Genomic DNA, 20,204 nt, shown 5'->3' with positions numbered 1-20,204 from the left:
TATGCGTACTTTCTGGTACGCCGGTTTGCTCCTGCTGACCGGTATGGTGCTATTTGCTTGTCAGTCGGGCGATCTCCTTGTCGGCCAGTCGATCATCAATCCACAGGAATTGGTGATCCAGTCGGTCGATACGGTGACGGTTCAGACATCTACAGTTATGCGGCCCGACTCGTTCGTTACTTCTGGCGATCTTAATTTGCTGGTAGGGCGCTGGTCCGATTCGCAAACCGGCACAATGACTGCCCGGTGTTTCGCTGCCGTTAACTATGCGGCCAACACCTTTTCGACGCAAACGAATCTGCGGCTCGACTCAATGGTGGTGGAACTCAACTATGCCTTTGTTCATGGCGACAGTACTTCGTTGTTTGATCTGAGTGTACATAAGCTGAGTAAGGAACTGCTTATCCAGGCCTACTATAATACCAGTTCGGTTGGCTATGACTCAAAGCCGTATTTGCGAACCAGCGTGCAGCCTCAGCCCAAAAGCCGGACAAAACAAATCCAGCTTCGTGTACCCAACGATCTGGCGCAGTCATTCTTTGATAAGTTAAGTTCGGGGCAGATTACCGATGCAACAACATTATCTGAATTTCTGCCAGGTTTTGCGTTGAACTGTAATTCTACCGCCAATACGTTTGTCGGGTTTACAGCGGCTACGAGTGGGTTGCGGCTTTATTATCATACCACAGATCTGGACCGTACGTCATCGAACCTACTGTTTCCATTCTCGTCTATTTATTTCTCTCAGTTAATAAACGATCGGGCAGGGACGCCATTAAGTGCGCTGAAAAGTCGGGTCGATGTTCTCAGCAGTCGCTTGACCAATAACACAAGTTTTATTGTACCTGGCGCTCAATTGTTCACGCGCATTGAGTTCCCATATCTCAACGACTTTATTCGTCCTGAGCGGTATGCCGATTTGAATAAAGCGATACTGGTTCTTAGACCCGTTCGGAAAAATCTGAACGATAATGCCCCCCCGCCGACACAACTGGCTCTGTATTTTACAAACAATCAGAATGACATTCTGTCAACGGCCGTGCCAGCGGGTATTGCGGGGACTACATCGCCACTGACGACCTACGCCTACGACCCAACAGCGGTGATTCTGGACGATGCCTATAAGTTTGATCTAACCTACTATATTGGTCAGGTTATCAAACGGAAAGCGCTGATCCAGCCGCTTTTGCTGGGTGCACCTACGAGTTCGTATACTCTGAAAGAGTGGGTACAACGGGTAACTCTCGGTAATCAGCAAAATATCAACGATAAACTCCAGTTGCAGTTGTACATGACGTCGGGTTCCTAGCCTCGCAACTCTTAAAACGAAAACGCCCTGTTAAATCAATTTAACAGGGCGTTTTCGTTTTAAGAGTTTTTTATTGCCCAACACCTCATACTCAGCATAGGCAAGGCAGTCAAATAACCATGCTGTTTTTGACTGCAAAGTGTACAGATCTACGCACTGACCGATTTAATGGTCCCCGTCGGTAGCCGATGCGACTAATTAAAAAAAGAAACAATTGCACTAGTTCTGATAGTTGGCCATATGGCGGCTTAACAGTGTTAAATATGAATTCTCAACTGCTTTTTGAATAGATCTTCGATTCGCTTACGTCATCCTTTCCACGTTATCCGGGATTCGGAATTAAACGGCCGTATTTTTTTCAGAAAAAAGAAGCCGATTCAGATTGGTTCGTTTCGTCAATGACATAAGACTAAAAAGCGGCAAATGGTCTATAAGTAGGGTCCTGCCAAGAGGCTTTGCGCAGATTGTTTAAAAAAGCTTAAATTCCTGAATTGAACACCTACGGTCGCCACGAAGTTACGTCAGGCTTCGTACAGACAAATAGCACATAAATCCCCAGAATACTCATCGATAAGGCAATTCTGGCAGATTAGCTTATAAAGCCCATTTGACAATTGCTTTAGGCGAACAGTCAGATGTTTGTTAAAAAAGGCTAAATAAAACCCGATCCCTCAAACCTGCACATGCGATTGACGAACCTGTACGTTACCTGTTTAAACCGAGAGACAGCGGATAATCTGAATAGCTCAACTCATGCAACGTACACCCTTCAACTCACCTGCCGAAACCAACACCCCTAGTTTACAGACTTTATTATCGCAATCAGAAGATGGTTTTTACGGGAGCCTACAGCGAATTTGGAATCATGTCCTGCAACTGGAAGATATGGGCCTGATTCATCAGGAAAATGACAAATTTGTCTACGCGTATCGATTTGCCGAAGCCGAACTTCAACGAGCCTATTCAACGCCACCCATAGCCCATCAATCCCCATTGCGGTAAGGTGCGTCTGGCAATTGACGAACGAAGCCGGCCAATATATAGCGATTAAGGCCCTGGCCAGCTTCGTTCGTTGTTTCTTACAAACGGAATCAACTTGTATATGAAAACCTACCGGAACGAACATGTCTGGGTGGAAGTAGACTGTAGTGTCCATTTGCTTCGACAGACCTGGCTTGGCGTCCCTTCCAGCGAAAATTTCCGTGATGGTTCACTGGCTATTTTAGCTCTGGCCAAACGGCATCGGGTCAAACGGTGGCAGATCGATCTGCGGAAGCTCCGGCTATTTAATCCCGTCGATCTGCACTGGTTTATTGACCATTGGCTACCTCAGGCAAATGCGGGAGCGGGATTAACGCCACAGGCACGAATTGCCGTGGTGCTGAACGACCCCAATCAGTTTGGAAAATTAGGGGCCGACCTGATTCTGAGGGCTTCTGGCCAACTCAACCAGGCCTTATCCAGCCGCTATTTTGTGGGTACCGACGATTACCATCAATGGCTGCTCGACGGTTGACCCTTCCTTCTGCCTTGTTACCTATTTTTAATCTCTTCATAACTCCTTTGCAACGGAGCCTGATGCGTATGCGTACAAGCGGTATATAGCCGAATTGTGTACGCTACATGAAAATTACTACCTTCTTCATCTTTATAGGATCGCTTATCTGGATTGGACTGGCATGCCAGCCTAAATACTCGGAAGTGTCGCCTAATCCAGGCAGTACGACCAATCCAGACTGGACTACCGAGTCGCACAGTGGTGATGCCCCCCCCAGTTATTCCGTGGCCTTCTCGCAAACGGATGTCAAAACCATGGAGATAACCATGACCGCTGATCAGTGGAAATCGATCCAGAGCGATATGACGGCTAAAGCCTGGGGAGCGTTTGGCAGTGGCAATACAGGGGGTGGTATGCCAGGGGGCAACCCAGGCGGTGGTGGATCATTTGGCGACGACCCGGCGTATGTAGCGCTGCCCGTTCGGATCAATGGTAAGCTATGGGACAATGTTGGCTTCCGGCTCAAAGGAAACTCAAGCCTTTCGTCGGCCTGGCGATCGGGTATTTATAAACTTCCTTTCCGGCTCAAAATGGATGAGTTCGAGGATACGTATCCCGACATTAAAGACCAGCGGTATTACGGGTTTAAAGAGTTAAGTATGTCGCCGGGTTTTAGTGATAACTCCCTGCTGAGGGAAAAAATCGTAGCTGATATTTTCCGACTGGCTGGTGTACCCGCAGCACAAACAGCTTTTTATCGGGTTTATATCGACTTCGGCTCTGGCAAAAAGTACTGCGGTGTGTATACGATGGTCGAAGTGATCGACGATACGATGGTAAAAACCCAGTACGGTGAGAAAAAGGGGAACATTTATAAGCCCGAATCAACGCTACAGACGTTTGTGCAAAGCCAGTTTGAAAAGAAGAACAACGAAGACAAAGCTGACTATTCCGATGTTCAGGCGTTTATCTCGGCCCTCAACGCTGCCAACCGCACCACTGATCCGGTAACCTGGCGTGCGAATCTGGAGAAAACGTTTAACGTCGACCTCTTCCTTAACTATCTGGCTGTCAACAACACCATTGTGAACTGGGACAGCTATGGAGCTATGGCGCATAATTATTACCTCTATAACTCCCCGACAAATCACCTCACCTGGATTCCCTGGGACCACAATATGGCAATGAATAGCCTATCGGGCAATGGAGCCGGTGGAGGGAAAGCCGTTTCGCTCGAGATGACCGAAGTAAACAGCAGTTGGCCACTCATCTATGCCATTGCTCGTGATGCTGTTTACTATGCCCGATACAAACAGTATGTCAAAGATTTTAAGGAAAATGTATTTACCCTAAGCCGTATCAACGACATCATCGACCAGAACTTTTACCTCATTGCGCCTTACGTTACGGGCACAGAACCCGAGCAGAAACCCTACTCTTACCTGACCAGCACAACCGATTTTACAACCGGGATCATGGCCTTAAAAAACCATGTGGCCAACCGTGTTCAGGCTGTCAACTATTTCCTAAAATAGTCCGGCGACTCACCCCTGAAAAGCGGAATACAAGCCTTTCTCTGAGCGCGAATAAAGCGCTATTTACCAGCATACTACCTTTTTATAAACTGAGTAAATCTAACCAATGCATAAAGTATTTGCCAGGTTGCCACGTTTTATAATTACGATACGTATTGGTAAATAAGCGGCAAATCTATTACGAAATCAGGGCGAACATATATAGCGTACATGGCTCATCGTTTATAGTACCATATACCTTAAAAAACAACTGTTTATGCCAACTAATCAACTTCCAGACACGGTTTCTGAAACGCACCCTGCTTGTTTTTTGCAAGTAGGTCATGAAAGGCAGATGATTTTGCTAGAATCCGTAAAAACAACTAATACTTGTTTAAAAAACGTTTGGAGTACACAAACCCACTCTCTTGTATGACTCGCTTAGAATTTTTGAAATCAATGGGCTTTACAGGTTCTGCCCTGATGGCTTTACTAACGTCCTGTGTGCACGAAGAGGATACGGTTGTTAATGCGCTTTCTTTGTCAGGTACGACCACCACAACTCCGTCAACCACCACAACCGGAGCTACCAGCAGTACTACTACCAGCACTACCACTACCAGTGGAACAACTACGAATGGTACCGACCTGAACAGCATAAAAAACCGACTCCTGACCATCGATCTGGCCTCTTCGGCAGCTTCGGCCCTAAAAACAGTGGGAGGCTACATTACGCAAAGCGGTATTGTGGTTGCTCAGTCTACCGCCGGCGTTTACGTTGCGGCCACACAGACCTGCAGTCATGAGCCCAAAAAGGCCATCATGTTCAACAAAACAGAATACTACTGTACACAGCATGGCGCCCGTTTCGATCTTACCGGCAAAGGGAAAAACAGCTTCGGCAGTAGAGGATTAACGGTTTATAAAACGGCTACGGATGGAAAAACACTGGTCGTTTACAGCTAATGCACTTATCCACTTAACGAATACATCAAATCACCATGAAAGCCCTATTAACAGTCGTTCTCTTCAGTTTCTTAACGAACACAATCAACTGGCAGTTGAATTTCGATCAGGCCAAAACGGAAGCCTCTCAGGCTCACAAACTCATCTTACTCAATTTTTCAGGTTCGGATTGGTGTGGCCCCTGCATAAAACTCAAAAAGACAATCTTTGAATCGGACGAGTTTAGTCAGTTTGCGGCCGACAACTTAATTCTGGTTCGGGCCGACTTCCCTCGACTGTCGAAAAACCAGCTCGATGCCAAACAAACGGCCCACAATGAAGCATTAGCCGAAAAATACAATCGGCAGGGCAAGTTTCCGTTTACGGTGCTGCTCAGCTCCGACGGAAAAGTGTTGAAAGAATGGGAAGGCTATCCGCAATCACTGACGATTTCGTCGTTCATTGAATCCATTCAGACCGTTCGGCTGGCCACAAAATGACCACTTCGCCGGGCATTCATAAACGCGTACAACGACTCATGGGCAACCGCTTTGAGCTGAGTGTGGTCAGTGCGGATGGTACCTGGGCCAACGATTGTCTGGATGCTGCTATTGATGAAATCAGTCGAATCGAACGGGTACTGACTACGTTTCGTGAGGATAGCCAGACCAACCAGATCAACGCGAATGCAGGTATACGGCCCGTTCAGGTCGATGCTGAAGTCTATGGCCTGATTGAGCGTTCGTTACGGCTGTCGGCACTAACGCAGGGCGCGTTTGACATTACCTATGGTTCGCTGGACAAACGGTTCTGGAACTTCGACACAACCATGACAGCCCTGCCTGACCCCAAAACCGCCCGGCGCATGGTCCGATTAATCAATTATCGAAACGTGCTGCTTGACCCTGACCAGCAAACGGTGTTTCTGAAGGAGAAAGGGATGCGCATCGGATTTGGCGGTATTGGTAAAGGCTATGCGGCAGAACAGGCCAAACGGGTGTTGCGCGAACGGGGTGTCGAGAGTGGCATTGTCAATGCCGCTGGTGACCTGACCACCTGGGGCATGCAACCAAATGGAAAACCCTGGACTATCGGTATAGCTGACCCAAACCTATCCACGCGCGAAGCGTTTTCCTATCTGGCTATCAGCAACATGGCCGTAGCCACGTCGGGTAGTTATGAAAAATACGCCCTTATCAATGGCAAGCGGTATGCGCATACCATTGACCCTAAAACAGGCTACCCGGTATCCGGTATGAAAAGTGTGACCATCATTGCCCCCAACGCTGAACTGGCTGATGCCTTAGCTACCCCCGTTCTGGTTATGGGAGTTCGGGTCGGTCTGGACCTGATCAACCAGATGCGGCACATTGCCTGCATCATTATCGACGACAACGACGTACTCTACACATCGGCTAATATCCGGCTCACAGCACCAGCCATATAACTTGTATAAACCTACGATATGAACAAGAACCTGTTTCGTAAAACCTCAGGCCTGATGGCCTGTCTTGGCCTACTCAGCCTTACGGGTTGTACAACCGTTAAAGAGTACCAGAAAAGCCGGATCAACGACGCCGAAATGGAATTATCGGCTCGTAAATCGGAGAAGTTTGAACAAAATTTTTATCTCTATCGCGAAGGAGCTGCCGGGGCCAATGGTGGTAAAAGTGGCGGTGGCTGTGGCTGTAACTAATAAACGCGAACCATGAAAAAAATCTGCATTTCGGTTGGCGTTTTGCTTAGTCTGTTCCGGGCGGGCTACGGTCAGTCTGTTGCGCAGCCTACCTACGAAAAACGTAAACTCAAGCTGGAAGAAATCAATCTGGTATCCTCTTATTATCAGCAGGATGGGAATAACTCGGCCGTAACGGGGGGTATCGGTACAGAAAAACTCACCGATTTTGCCCAATCGTTCGATCTTGTACTGAAAACGACAGACCAGCGCAACCGTCAGCATACCATCGCGTTCGATTTCAACATCGACCATTATACCTCGGCTTCATCGGATAATATCGACCCCCTGACGGTTTCATCGGCTTCCCGGAGCGATACGCATATTTATCCGTCAATAGCCTGGAATGTTCATAACGATAATAACCGGACGACCAAAGGGCTTGCTCTCTCGTACTCAACGGAGTATGATTACAAATCATATGGCATCAATCTGAATTTTGCCAAGGCGTCCGCTGATAACAACCGGGAAGTCAGTCTCAAAGCGGGTGCCTTCTTCGATACCTGGAAAGCGATACTTCCTCCTGAGCTTCGGCCCGATGGCTACGGCTCTGGTGCCCATGGCGATCGTGACCCTATCGATTACAAACCCCGTAACTCGTACAACCTGAGTTTGGCTTTATCTCAGGTCGTGAACAAACGGATGCAGCTTCTGTTTACGGTCGAACCCTCGTTTCAGCAGGGCTTATTGAGTACCCCCTTTCACCGGATATATTTTCAGGACGGTGGCGAAACAGTCGAAAAACTACCGGGTAGCCGACTCAAGCTTCCGATTTCTTTCCGACTGCATTACTTCATGGGCGATCGTGTCGTGGTACGAACGTTTTATCGCTACTACATCGATGACTGGGGTATGCAGGCGCATACCGCTAACCTGGAAGTTCCGGTCAAGGTGACCTCCTTTATTTCGGTGAGCCCGTTTTATCGCTTTAGTCACCAGACGGCTGTACGCTATTTTGCCCCGTACGAACAACATAAGCAAACGGAAAAATACTACACGAGCGACTATGACATTTCTGGATTCAACAGCCAGTTTATAGGTATCGGATTCCGGACAGCTCCACCCGGCGGCCTGTTTGGCATTGGCCATTGGCAGAGCGTAGAGCTACGATTGGGCCATTACACCCGCACTACGGGCATGGTGGCCAACAGTGTAACGTTACTAGCCAAGATTAAATAAGTGGTACGGCTGATTCGCAAAGACGCGAAGTCACCAGGAATACATGCTTACGCGATTCTGTTCCTGGTGCCTTTCGCGCCTTTGCGGTTCAACCAATCCATACCCTCAATAAAGTGCGTATAACTACATGAAGTTTTTCTTTTCCAGAAAAAGCAGCGTGTAGCCATTTCTAGCTAAGTGTTTAAGACGTAACTTGTTAGGCTATCCAGCCAAAAGCTAAAGTAAGCGTGCCTACAGTATACAACCTGTGAAGTCGTAATGTGAGTGAGTGATCGATGTTTTAGAACGGCTTGTTTATGCGTACATCTACTTTTGGATTCCTTGGCTGGCTCTTTATGCTGGGTATGCCACTGCTTTCACTGGCCACCCACCAGGTAGGCGGGCAGATAGAGATGCAGGCAATTGGTGATATCCCCGGCCACTTTAAGATCATTGTTACCAATTACCTGGAAGATAACACGCAGGGAATAACCCGACAGGCAGCAATCGGTAACGTTGGCATCTTTCGGATACGCGATAATGCGCAGATGACCGCTTTTACCGTTACCCAAACGGGTGTGAAGTCGCCTGTCGTTTATTCCAATGCTTTCTGCGCATCACAGCGCAATCTAAACTTTGTAGTCTGGGTATACGAAGCCACCATCCAGCTTAACCCCGGCACCTATACTGATTCACAGGGCTACTACATGTCGTACCAGACGCGGAATCGAAATGCAGGCATCAACAACATCGTCAGTCCCGACCAAACGGGGTTTACCTTCTATCTGGAATTTCCCGCTCTTCAGCAAAATGGTCAGTACGTTCAGAACTCATCGCCCCAATTCAATAAAATAAACGGTGAATACGTCTGCCTGGGCGATGCCTTTACCTTTGCCTTCGGCGGAAACGACCCCGATGGGGATGAGCTTCGGTATTCGATGGTAACGCCATTGAACCAGAAAGGAACAGCCCAGAATGCCGTTTCGGCAGGCCCCTACCCCGACATCTCCTGGCGCCCTGGGTACAGTGCCACCAATGCCATGCCGGGAAGTCCAACCCTACAGGTGAATCCGCAATCGGGACAATTATCCGTTACAGCTACCGAATTAGGCCTGTATGTTTTTGCTGTGAAAGTGGAAGAATACCGAAACGGGGTAAAAATCGGTGAAGTTCGTCGGGATTTTCAGTTTCTGGTTATCGATTGTCCTCCCCAGACGACTCCCGATCCTGCTGTTCAGTTTCGAAACTTCCCCACCACACGGACACGAACCATCTGTCTGGGCGATTCGGCCGTGATCCAGGCTGCGTTTAATGCCAACTGGAACTATCAGTGGCGTAAAGATGGCATCAACATTACGGGGGCAACCAATTCATCGCTGGCCGTTCGGGAAGCAGGTACATATATGGTGGTCGTCTCTCAGAAAACAACTTGTAGCAAAACTGGCAACTCCGAAGACATGGTGGTGAAGGTGATTGGCACGCAGGCAAAAGTTTTTGAAGGTGGGCATTTATGCGCTACGACCGGAACCGTTCACCTGACAGCCGTAGGCGACAGCAATGTTACTTATCAATGGTACCGAAATGGGCAGGCACTGGCGGGCCAAACGGCCGATTCCATCGCCGTAGATCAGCCGGGCAATTACTGGGCCGTTACAACCGATCTGACTTATGGCTGTAAGGTTCAAAGCGATGTGGCCCTTCTCCAGCGTTCGGCCGCCGTACAGGCCGTCATTCAATCGGCATCAGGGCAGAATCGGATCTGTCCGCAGGAGTCTTTGTCGTTGAATGGGAGTGGTGGAGTAAGTTATAGCTGGCAGAAAGACGGGGTGACGGTTGGCGGTAGTTCGGCCCAATATACTACCAGTCAATCCGGCACTTTTGTTCTGATCGCTACGGATACGTACGGGTGCACCGGCACCTCCGCCCCCGTGACGATCATTCAGTTGGACCCAATTGATGTTCGGCTCGATACAATTCCCGAAGTGTGTGGAGACAACTCGCCGGTGTACACGCTCGTGGGGAGCCCGCCCGGTGGTGAGTATTTCGGGCCGGGCGTGACCAGCAACAGGTTCGATCCCAAAGCGGCCGGAATTGGCGAACATCAGGTGACTTACACGGTTAAAGCCGCTCCTGAATGCAAGGGAATAGTAGCGACGCGGCTGGCGGTTGTTGCCCCCATCCCAACCATTCAGCTTGCCGATTCGATGGTGACTTACAAAGGAAACACCTTTACCATGAACCCGGTTTATACAGGCAATCCAAACCAGTTTCAATGGGTTTCGTCAACGTATCTGGACGACCCCAGCGCGGCCAACCCAACCGTCACATCCATCCAAGAGGACATTACCTACACCATCGATGTAAAAAACAAAACGGGTTGTGAAGCCAGAGATACCATCCACATAACGGTATACGCCCGGGTCTGGATCCCCGATGCGTTTTCGCCCAATGGGGATGGAAAAAATGATACGTGGGAGTTGTTTGGGATTGAGGCTTTCCCGGATGCCATCGTCACCATTTTCAACCGCTGGGGCGAAATCATCTACTCATCGGGCAAGGGCTATACCAAACCCTTCGATGGAACCCTCAACGGTTATTCGCTCCCCCCGGGCCTCTATGCCTACACGGTCCGAACGGTTCCTGAAAAACCCATCATTCGGGGTAGTTTAATGTTGGTAAGGTAAATTTTATCCACTTGTAGACCTACTTCTTACTTTTTCGGCCAGGTCCCCAGATTGTACGGCCGGGAAAAGCCCCTGTATGTTCCCCATCTTTCAGCACCATTTTACCGTTCACCAGCACATACTGAACACCAACCGAATACTGAAATGGCTCGGCAAAGGTGGCTTTATCGGCAATGGTAGCAGGATCGAAAATAACCACATCGGCATAATAGCCGGGTCGAAGCAACCCCCGATTTACTAACTTATGATTACTGGCCGGCAGGCTCGTCAACCGCCGGATGGCTTCTTCCAGCGAGATTACGTGTTCGTCGCGGACGTATTTACCCAGTAGCCGGGCAAAGTTGCCAAAGGTTCGTGGATGTACAACGCCCACTTCTTTGCGATCTTCGGACAATGACCCGGCATCTGAACCGAACGACACCCAGGGCTGGCGTATGCCTTTTTTCACATTCTCTTCCGACATCAGAAAATACGTCGTTTCCACCCGTGTCTTATCGGCCACGATCAAGTCCATAATGGTTTCAATTGGGTCTTTATGCCAGGTTTTAGCGATCTGTCCTAAGGTCATCCCGTTGTATTTTTTCAGCGAGTCGGCTTCAAACGCCGTCAGCAGAATATTCTCGGTTGATCCGGCCAGATCATACATATTTTCCCAGTCTTTCCCCTTCTGCTGTACTTCGGCCTTTAGCTTCTGGCGGGTAGCGGGGTCCTGCAACCGTTTCCAGCCCGCCATGAATCCACCATTGAACAGGTAGGGTGGCAAACACGACGTAAGTCCGGTGGCTCCAGCCGTGTAGGTATACATATTCGCGGTTATGTTCTGCCCCCGCTGACGCGCTCGATTGATGAGGTCTATCGTCGACTGCATTTTGGGCCAGTTACGTTGTCCTGAGGCTTTAAAGTGATACAGTTCGACGGGTACATTGGCCGCTTTCCCAATCTTGATCAGTTCACCAACAGCCTCTTCCAGCCGATCGCCTTCACTCCGAATGTGCGCAATATAACGACCGCCATAGCGCCCGGACTCTTGACAAAGTGCGATTAGTTCGTCCGTGTCGGCAAATGAATTGGGCGGATAAATCAATGCTGTGGTAATTCCTAAGGCCCCTTCTTCCATGCCTTTCCGAACGATAGCCCGCATCTGATTCAACTGGTCGGGGGTTGGCTTTACGTCGGCTTCCCCAAGAATTGCCTGGCGCACCTGAGCTGCTCCCAGATAGGAGGCAATATTGGGCGTGATGCCCTTTTTCTGAAGCTTGGTCAGAAATTCAGCCAGGGTTGTCCAGTCGCAGGTTTGGTTGTAGGGTTTCAGAAACAGATTTACCTGATCGCGCATGTCCTGCGTAGCAATTGGCCCCCAGGAATCTTCACCAAACACTTCAGTGGTTATCCCCTGTTTGGTATCGCTCATCGACCGCCCGTCTCGTAATAATTCAATACCTGTATGCGACAGTACATTGATAAATCCCGGCGCCACGGCTTTCCCTTTGGCATCAAGAATGGTTGTCGCTTTAGCCCCAGCTAGTTTCCCGACAGCCAGCACCCGATCGCCCAGAATACCTACATCCCCCGACACTGGCGGTTGTCCTGACCCATCATAAATCAGACCGTTACGGACAAGAATATCGAAATGACGGGATGGTGTTTTTGTCGATTGAGCAACCAGATCATAAAAACTGGTGATGACGATCAGCAGGAGAAACGTAACGCGCATAATAGGTTGTTTGGCAGCCCAAAATACGAATTACCCGGCAAAAATGATTAGTAAACAGCGAAATCCGGTTAAAACGGGTTCATTGTTTTAACCGGATTTCATGGTTTAAAAATGGGGAAGAAAATAGTTTAACGACGGTTTGTATACCCTACACTCATGCTGTTGTAGCGCACAGCCGATTCGGTTCCTAAGAAATCCATTGTAACTGACGAATCATATCGGATGTCGTCATCAAAGTCCCAGGCATTACGAACCAGTAGCTGCTCACCCGTTGGTTTGTAAACGGCCGTAACCTTATAACGCCCCATCGGAATATCTTTAATCTCGCTTTGATACCGCTTTTTAGCCTGAAGTTTCAGCACTTTCCCCGTTGACCCATCAATTAGTGGCCCAACAGGCGTCAAGGTAAATTCAATGTTTTCTGCATCCACCATATCATACATATTCGGATCGCGGGATAGTTCCATAGTACCGCCATAATAGAGATCGAGGCTCAGATCGGGGATATGTCCAGTTAGTTTCCACTGAAAGTTGCGAACGGGCTTTTCGTCGCTCGTAAACGGTTCGTCGTTCTCAGGATCAAGCTGGATTTTGTAGACCCGGTCATTATACGATTTCAGTATGTACCCTTTGGCTACCCACTCGCCCGCCAGATTGATCATCTGAATTTTATAGCTCCCATCAGCAGCCGATTTCACCTCGGGGCCATTCCCGGTAATTACGGTGTGGTCAATAAAAACAGTGGCTTTGGATAAGGGCTTTCCCTGCGGATCGGTAACGTTACCTGTCAGGTATCCGTCCAGACCGGTTGAGCCGTTGCCCGGTGCTGGAGTCGGTTCATTGGGGTTTGTCTGGCAACTGGTGGTTATGAGCAAAGTACCCAGAAGGAATACGCCCATGATGGCACGGAAGGAATGGTTCATGTTCATACAGTTCTTGTTGTTTGATGAGTCAAAATTGGCTCATCCATGCCCTGGACTTCAATCGGGAAGCGCTGGGCTGCCATAAGTACCGTATGAGTTGCCGAAAAGTGTAGGCAGATTGTGAACGCAACCGTTTGTCCGTACGACTTAACTGTACTGCCTTAACGCGCAATGCGGACCACGACAACGAATGGTCGAGGCCCGCATTGCTTTTCAATCAGGTTGTCTGTATTTTCTGGCCAATTAGGCTTGTTTTGTCAATTGAATGTTCAGAACGAGTTTTACGTCATCGCTCACCACAACGCCACCGGCTTCGGTAACTGCGTCCCACGACAGACCAAACTCTTTCCGTTTGATGGTACCCGAAAGCTCAAAACCCGCTTTGGTCTGACCATAGAAGTCGCCCATCTGACCGCCGTATTCAGCTTTCAAGGTTACGGGTTTCGTGGTGCCCCGGATCGTCAGATCGCCAGCTACTTTATAGGTATCGTCGTCAACTTTCGTCATGCTGGTTGATACGAACGTCAGTTTTGGGTGGTTTTCAGCATCAAAGAAATCGGCTGATTTCAGGTGTCCATCCCGTTGCTCATGCCCTGTGCTGATGCTGTCGATGTCGGCCGAGAATGAAACTTTCGCATTATTGAAATCATCCCCTTCGCTTTCTACCGTGCCTTCAAAAGTTCCGAATGAACCCGTAACGGTTGAGATAACAAGGTGTTTTACTTTAAATTGTACTTCAGAATGTGAAGGATCGATTGCCCAGGTTGTCGTAGTGGCGGTTTCCGTTGCCATAGTTGTATGTATTTTGAAAAATATGTGTTAAGGTATTTGATGTATATACATTTAATTTTCCAAAATTGTTCACGGATTTTAAAAATTCTTTTGACCTGGGTCAGCTTAGTCAGGTATGGTCAAGAAATTGTCAGGCATAGTCAATAAGCAGTAGGCATCTTAACCACTTCTTGCCTACACTTGACCACCTCCTGACTACTTTATGACCATTCATCGTGTAGAGATGGGTTTATCGGCCGGGTCAGGCGTTTTGGCAAGCTCCATGCCTCCACCAGTCAGCTTAGCCACTTTCCCCTGCTGGTCGAGAACAAAGCTGATTGTATCTTTTCCGTTCCAGAACTGATCGTAGGTGAGTCGGAACGTATCGTAATGCCAATGATCCAGGTATCCGGTAAGAACCGTATTCATGGAGGCATATAAGAGTCCATTTTTCAGGCTTACGATAATCGTACCATACAAAGGATCGGTGTACGAACCGATATAGGCCGTCAGGGGCAACGACGGTTTCGTATTCAGCACGCGGGCGCTATCAGCCTTACGTTCAGCCTGTTTGGCCTGCTGTTTGAAGCTCGCGTACAACTGCCGAAATTCGCTGTTCCAGTCGTGTTCAACGCCCAGTGCAAACTCATCGAATGCCCGGTACATCAGCGCATGACGGAGTTCGGCATGATCGAGATTTCCCTGGATGTAGACGGCCAGCTTTTGATCGGGCAGTTGACCATGAATCGCAATCATACCTGTCAGGCTTCCGGTGTGGAAATTGACCCGATGGCCGCGATAGTCGTGCTGAAACCAGCCCAGGCCGTAGGTTTTCCAAACAGGTTTAGTCAATAGCTGTGTCGGGTAGAACTGACTGTCGGTCACCAGGGTCTGTGGTTTGAAGAGTTCAGCCCAGGTTGTCGGTTTGAGCAGAGTTTTACCGGCATAACGGCCACTGTCGAGCATACACTGCATCCAGGCCGTAACATCATCGGGACAAGTCCAGACAGAACCCGCAGGCCCGACGGCATCTACCAGCCCTTCCTCCCTTAAACTATTCACGACCCGTATAGTATCATTGATTTCCATATGTGGCTTAGCCCGGTTCGCATCGGCGACCTCTTTAAAAAGGGCTCGGGTCCGGCTCATGCCTAGTGGTTCGAATAGTCGAGTCCGGATGAAGGTTTCCCAGGGTATTCCACTTACTTTCTCGATAACCTTCCCAGCGGCCAGATACATGATATTCTGGTAAATAAAGCTCGATCGCAATGAATAGGATGGTTTAATCAACCGCACTCTGCGCAGGATTTCATCGGATGGAATCTCCATAGCGGCCCATAGTACATCAGCATTGCCTATCCCTGTGTTATGAATGAGCAGATCACGCACCCGCACTTCCCGGGTAACAGCCGGATCATAAAACTGAACATCGGGCAGGTAATTCATGACCGGATCATCCCAGTGCAGTTTCCCTTCGTCGACAAGCATACCCAGGCAGGCAGCCGTCATGGCTTTGGTCGTCGAGGCCATGGCAAAGAGCGTTTGGGTATCTACAGCACCCGGTTTTCCCAATTCCCGAACACCATAGCCTTTTCTGAGCAAAACTTTCCCATTTTTTACGACGGTCACAGTCATGCCTGGTATTTTCCAGTCTTTGACAGCCTGTTGAATATAGGTATCGTAATGGCTTACCGGATCAACGGTTGCTTTTTTCGATTGGGCCTTGGTTAGTTGCCCGCCGAGGCTCAGGGATACAAGGACAACAAATGGTTTTACAAAGAGGAGAAATTGTTTCATGGTCGGTTGTTTGTTGCCCTAATATAAGCTTTTATGGCCGTGTACTGACCCAGAATAGCGCTGTGCTGTGTAGATTTGTTCTCTTCCAAAACTTTGTCTGGCAATACAACCATGAGTCTTCTCAACAAACGAACAGGACTGAAACGGCTTACCTTGGCGCTGGTGCTCCTGTCAGTGAGCGTATCCCTCACATGCCGTGCTCAGCCCAAACCTACCCCAACGGGAAATGCAGCATCTGCCATTAAAGAAAGCGACATCAAACGAGACCTGTTTGCGCTGGCAGGTGATCACTTTCGCGGTCGGGAAGCGGGCTCCCTCGATGAACTGAAAGCGTCGGTCTGGATTGCCGATCAGCTACGGGCCATGGGGCTTCAACCCGCTGGTGACGACGGCACTTTTTTCCAGTTCTTTCATATTCAACGCACCCGCATCACCGAAACCAGTCGACTTACGATCGGCTCCCATGCCCTGACGCATGGGCAGGACGCGTTTATTCTGGCTCCTGCCATTGCGTCGGTCGATGCCCCACTGGTTTTTGTCGGGAAAGGTACAGCCGATGAATTGGCTCAGGTAGACATTAAAGGGAAAGCGGTTGCGCTGGAATTTTCGGGAACGCCCCCCGCCGAACTGAGCTATCGTCGGTTTCTGACGGGCACCATGAATCGACGGGCAGCCGAGTTGGTCAAAGCTGGTGCCCTCGCAGTCGTCTGGATTTCCAATGCCGATGCCCAGTTTTATTTCGACCGCTGGACAACGGGCCTGGAACGGGGCCGGTACGATCTGCCGGGCGGTCCCAACACCCGTGTTTTTTCACAAGCCCCCACGGTCTGGCTCCCGGCGAGTGCCCTCTCCTGGATCAAACAGCCGGGGCAGCAATTTACCAATGTGGTCAATGTAGAAAGCTTCAGCTATCCGTCCGTAAACATCGTCGCCAAAGTACCGGGCACTGACCCCACCCTCAAAAATGAGTATGTTCTGTTCAGTACCCACCAGGATCACGATGGGGTTCGGCGGGCAGTTGCCGGCGATTCGATCTGGAACGGGGCCGATGACAATGCCAGTGGCTGTGTGGCAACCATGGCGATTGGACGCGCATTTGCGCAGAAACCCGGCAAACGTTCGGCCCTCTTTGTTTTCCACGGTGCCGAAGAACGGGGTTTGTTAGGCTCCCGATATTATGTCGACAAACCAACCGTACCGAGAGAATCCATTATTGCCGTTCTGAATGCCGAAATGATCGGTCGCAATGCCCCCGATAGCGCCTGTATTCTGGGTCAGCAGCCGCCCCACCGCAACTCTACGGATCTGGTCAATGCAGCGCTGGCGGTCAATCAGTCGGAAGCACACTTCAAACTCGACACCTTATGGGATAAACCCGATCATCCCGAAGGCTGGTATTTCCGGTCCGATCACCTCCCCTACGCTCGTGCCAATGTTCCAGCCATTGCTTTTACGACGCTGTTGCATACCGATTACCATACGCCCAAAGACGAGCCCGACCGCATCAACACCGCAAAGGTGACCCGTATTGCCCGATGGATTTACCTCACTGGCTGGGACGTTGCCAACCGACCGCAACGGGTACGGCTAGACAAAGGCTTTAAACTGGAACGGTAGATTGATTGGTGTTAAGAGGTCATTGAAAATACATTAGATTATTTTTTATCATCCCGACGCAGGAGGGAACTTCGGTAATCACTTTTTATCTCATTTTCGAAGTTCCCTCCTGCGTCGGGATGACAAAAACGATCTCACAGTATATCCTAAACTATTTTCCCATAAGTACTTAAGTGGTCATTCGGTGGTCATATATGGTCATTGATAGCATTTCGGGTTAAGGAGCTACAACCGAATGACCACCAATGCCAACCGTTACGGTGCCCGCAGTACATAGCCTTCGCCAATGACGGTATGGATAAGTTGGGGAGAACCGGGCTGATCGATTTTTTTGCGTAGAATACCCACATACACTTCGATCGAATTGCTGCTCATGGTGTATTGCATATCCCAAACCTGTTCGGCAATCGAAGCCCTGGATACTACCCGGCCCTGATTCTGCATCAGGTATTCGAGTAGCTGAAACTCCTTCGCGGTTAAATTGATGGGCCGATTACCCCGCTTGGCAGTACGTTCGTCCTGATTGAGTACCAGATCACTAACCGTCAGGGTGGGTTCGGAATTCAACCGTCCCGTATGACGGCGGGTCAAAGCCCGGACACGGGCCATCAGAATATCGAACTGAACAGGTTTGACCAGGTAATCGTCGGCACCGACATCCAGACCCGTGATAATATCGTTGGATGTGCCAAGCGCACTGAGCATCAGAATCGGCGTATCAACCTGCTGGCGACGGAGCGTTTCCACCATATCCCGACCATTTTGCCGGGGCAGATTGACATCCGCAATGATCAGGTCGTAAGGGTAATCAAGGGCCATTTTTTGCCCCATCAGCCCGTCGGAGGCAATTTGAACATGAAAACCATTCGATTCCAGCCCCTTTCGTAAAAAACCGGCAATCGACGCTTCATCTTCAACGATGAGTATGTGCATAGTGATAAATGTTGGGGCGAAATTAGAAAAACTTCTCCACCAACATACCAACCCTATTTGTAATCAGTTTATGAAAAACGTCGGGCTGGCCCAATCGAATTAATCGTGCCAGCCCGACGTAGTACTTATGCTTGCTCGTCTCTACCGACCACCGTGAAAACCACCACCAAAACCGCCGTGGAAGCCTCCGCCACTAAATCCCCCCCACCGAACGAACGAGCCCCACCACCCCAGGCCTGTGAATGATACGTGTTGGCATTCGTACCCTGATACCGACCGGGTGAGGCTATCCGCGATGACCCAGCACTGTTCCAGTTGCCTGAACGGCTGTACTGACCAGGATTGGTGAGCCAATTAGCCCGAGCATTGGGGGTTCCTGCCCCAAAGGCACGATGGGCGGCCGACATAAATCCGGCATTGGCCGGAGCCCAGACGTGACGTTCGCCAACCGTGCGGACATAATAATTATTGAAACGGTTATACAGATGCGGGTACGCATAACGGCCTGTGTGAAAGAACCAGTTCGAAAATCCCAACGAGGGCAATCCAAACATAACCATATTACCACCAAGCCCGAAATAGAAGCCCGTTCCGTACCACCAGGCCGACGGATACCACAGTGGCGATGCATACCAGTAAGGATACCCAAACCAGAACGGATACGGATTCTGATAATAATACGAGCTATTTACCCAGGCCGGATTCGGATTGATGCCCGTATTATAGCCGTTGGCTTGTGCATACGCCTGACCCGCCTGTTGAAGCTCCTGTTTAGCTTGTGGGTCATTGTTCAGTTCGTTCTGATAGGCAGCCAGTTCCTGTTGGTTCTGCACTGTTAAGCTATCGTGCAACGCGGTCAGATCTTTGGTTACCTGATCGGGGTTAGCGCGATACGCATCACCCAGACGGGTCGTTTTGTCGATCTGGTCGGTCAGTTGGGTGAGCACGTCCGGCATGTTGATCAGTTGCCGGAAGGCATTCTGCGTCGGGATATCCAGCGGATCAATCAGGTTATCGAAGGCCAGATCGGCCTGTTGATTCAGGTTATCGACCTGCACCAGATCATCATGATGATGACGATAGAGCTTCCAGGACGTTTCCTGCAAATCGGAAGGCAGGTTTTTCGTCAGGTCTTTTACCGACGATTCGCTGGTTCCGGCAGGCAGGGTTGCCAGAGCGTGCATCACATCCGGAAAACGGGCGATGTCGTAAAACCAGGCTTGTTTCTTCTGTCCATAGGTCTGGATCAGGTTCGTAAAAGTCTGTTCGCTGTTGGTGCGTTGCTGAGCCAGGGCCGTTAACACCTGGGGTTGCTGACTCGCTAATAGAATGGACCGACGAACATCGTCGCGGTAAGGGGCAATGGCTGAGATAATCGTTTGATCGGTTATGGGAGCCGATTGCGGTTCGGGTTCACTGACTTGCGCAAAGGAGGGGTGTAAACCGGCCCCGGCTAAACCAAGCGCAAGCAACAGCGCTTTGGCGGGGAATTGAATGAACGCTTTCATGACTGCTAATGAAGGCATTAACTGTCTTCTGTTTCAAGTACGACTTGTTGTATTCACGGTCGGCAGTCGGCCCCAATAAAAGCGAAAATTCGGCGATC

The 20,204-nt window shown here is 49.6% G+C and carries 17 protein-coding genes; 11 read left to right on the top strand and 6 right to left on the bottom strand.

Annotation, left to right across the window (positions count from 1 at the left end; translation table 11 throughout):
• The first annotated feature begins 1 nt into the window (after nucleotide 1).
• The 10 genes from B153_RS0117565 (at nucleotide 2) to B153_RS0117520 (ending at nucleotide 10,843) form a co-directional block, all read left to right on the top strand.
• Nucleotides 2-1,309 (top strand): DUF4270 family protein, encoded by a 1,308-nt coding sequence (locus tag B153_RS0117565; RefSeq protein WP_020598049.1) that lies wholly within the window; start codon nucleotides 2-4, stop codon nucleotides 1,307-1,309.
• Nucleotides 1,310-2,062: 753 nt separating this feature from the next.
• Nucleotides 2,063-2,311 carry a hypothetical protein gene (locus B153_RS0117560; protein ID WP_020598048.1) on the top strand — a complete coding sequence of 83 codons (249 nt, stop codon included), beginning with the start codon at nucleotides 2,063-2,065 and terminating at the stop codon, nucleotides 2,309-2,311.
• A gap of 100 nt (nucleotides 2,312-2,411) precedes the next feature.
• Nucleotides 2,412-2,825 carry a hypothetical protein gene (locus tag B153_RS0117555; RefSeq protein WP_020598047.1) on the top strand — a complete coding sequence of 138 codons (414 nt, stop codon included), beginning with the start codon at nucleotides 2,412-2,414 and terminating at the stop codon, nucleotides 2,823-2,825.
• Between the two features lie 107 nt (nucleotides 2,826-2,932).
• Nucleotides 2,933-4,342: a CotH kinase family protein gene (locus tag B153_RS0117550; RefSeq protein ID WP_020598046.1), complete on the top strand. Its 1,410-nt coding sequence runs from the start codon at nucleotides 2,933-2,935 to the stop codon at nucleotides 4,340-4,342.
• Between the two features lie 411 nt (nucleotides 4,343-4,753).
• Nucleotides 4,754-5,287 (top strand): Rieske 2Fe-2S domain-containing protein, encoded by a 534-nt coding sequence (locus B153_RS0117545; protein ID WP_026262237.1) that lies wholly within the window; start codon nucleotides 4,754-4,756, stop codon nucleotides 5,285-5,287.
• Nucleotides 5,288-5,322: 35 nt separating this feature from the next.
• Nucleotides 5,323-5,766: a thioredoxin family protein gene (locus B153_RS0117540; protein WP_020598044.1), complete on the top strand. Its 444-nt coding sequence runs from the start codon at nucleotides 5,323-5,325 to the stop codon at nucleotides 5,764-5,766.
• Complete coding sequence (locus tag B153_RS0117535; RefSeq protein ID WP_020598043.1) at nucleotides 5,763-6,713, top strand: FAD:protein FMN transferase; 951 nt, start codon at nucleotides 5,763-5,765, stop codon at nucleotides 6,711-6,713. Before B153_RS0117540 ends, B153_RS0117535 begins: the two co-directional genes overlap by 4 nt.
• Nucleotides 6,714-6,767: 54 nt before the next feature.
• On the top strand, nucleotides 6,768-6,962 hold the full coding sequence (locus B153_RS0117530) for a DUF4266 domain-containing protein (RefSeq protein WP_342664808.1): 195 nt from the start codon (nucleotides 6,768-6,770) through the stop codon (nucleotides 6,960-6,962).
• A gap of 12 nt (nucleotides 6,963-6,974) precedes the next feature.
• Entirely contained in the window at nucleotides 6,975-8,180 is a 1,206-nt protein-coding gene (locus B153_RS0117525) for a DUF3570 domain-containing protein (protein ID WP_020598041.1), read from the top strand.
• A 296-nt stretch (nucleotides 8,181-8,476) separates the two neighbouring features.
• Nucleotides 8,477-10,843: a T9SS type B sorting domain-containing protein gene (locus B153_RS0117520; RefSeq protein ID WP_020598040.1), complete on the top strand. Its 2,367-nt coding sequence runs from the start codon at nucleotides 8,477-8,479 to the stop codon at nucleotides 10,841-10,843.
• Nucleotides 10,844-10,862: 19 nt separating this feature from the next.
• Here the strand turns inward: B153_RS0117520 and B153_RS0117515 are convergent, their stop codons facing one another.
• The 4 genes from B153_RS0117515 to B153_RS0117500 all read right to left on the bottom strand — a co-directional run bounded on the left by B153_RS0117515 (nucleotide 10,863) and on the right by B153_RS0117500 (nucleotide 16,048).
• A complete protein-coding gene (locus B153_RS0117515) occupies nucleotides 10,863-12,557 on the bottom strand; it encodes an N-acyl-D-amino-acid deacylase family protein (protein ID WP_020598039.1) in 1,695 nt (564 codons plus the stop codon).
• A 128-nt stretch (nucleotides 12,558-12,685) separates the two neighbouring features.
• Nucleotides 12,686-13,486 (bottom strand): carboxypeptidase-like regulatory domain-containing protein, encoded by an 801-nt coding sequence (locus B153_RS0117510; protein WP_020598038.1) that lies wholly within the window; start codon nucleotides 13,484-13,486, stop codon nucleotides 12,686-12,688.
• 237 nt (nucleotides 13,487-13,723) lie between these two features.
• Entirely contained in the window at nucleotides 13,724-14,272 is a 549-nt protein-coding gene (locus tag B153_RS0117505) for a YceI family protein (RefSeq protein ID WP_020598037.1), read from the bottom strand.
• 210 nt (nucleotides 14,273-14,482) lie between these two features.
• Nucleotides 14,483-16,048, bottom strand: coding sequence for a serine hydrolase (locus B153_RS0117500; RefSeq protein WP_020598036.1), 1,566 nt, complete (start codon nucleotides 16,046-16,048; stop codon nucleotides 14,483-14,485).
• 111 nt (nucleotides 16,049-16,159) lie between these two features.
• Between B153_RS0117500 and B153_RS0117495 the strand changes: the two genes are divergently transcribed.
• Nucleotides 16,160-17,665 carry a M28 family peptidase gene (locus B153_RS0117495; RefSeq protein ID WP_020598035.1) on the top strand — a complete coding sequence of 502 codons (1,506 nt, stop codon included), beginning with the start codon at nucleotides 16,160-16,162 and terminating at the stop codon, nucleotides 17,663-17,665.
• Between the two features lie 255 nt (nucleotides 17,666-17,920).
• On the opposite strand, the gene B153_RS0117490 is transcribed toward B153_RS0117495, so the two are convergent.
• A complete protein-coding gene (locus B153_RS0117490; protein WP_020598034.1) occupies nucleotides 17,921-18,598 on the bottom strand; it encodes a response regulator transcription factor in 678 nt (225 codons plus the stop codon).
• A gap of 125 nt (nucleotides 18,599-18,723) precedes the next feature.
• Entirely contained in the window at nucleotides 18,724-20,106 is a 1,383-nt protein-coding gene (locus tag B153_RS0117485; protein ID WP_026262236.1) for a DUF3300 domain-containing protein, read from the bottom strand.
• Nucleotides 20,107-20,204: the final 98 nt, after the last annotated feature.

The sequence above is a fragment of the Spirosoma panaciterrae DSM 21099 genome, assembly GCF_000374025.1.
Lineage (GTDB): Bacteria > Bacteroidota > Bacteroidia > Cytophagales > Spirosomataceae > Spirosoma > Spirosoma panaciterrae.
Note: the sequence above shows the minus strand (reverse complement) of the source record. Positions and strands in the feature narration are given on the sequence as shown.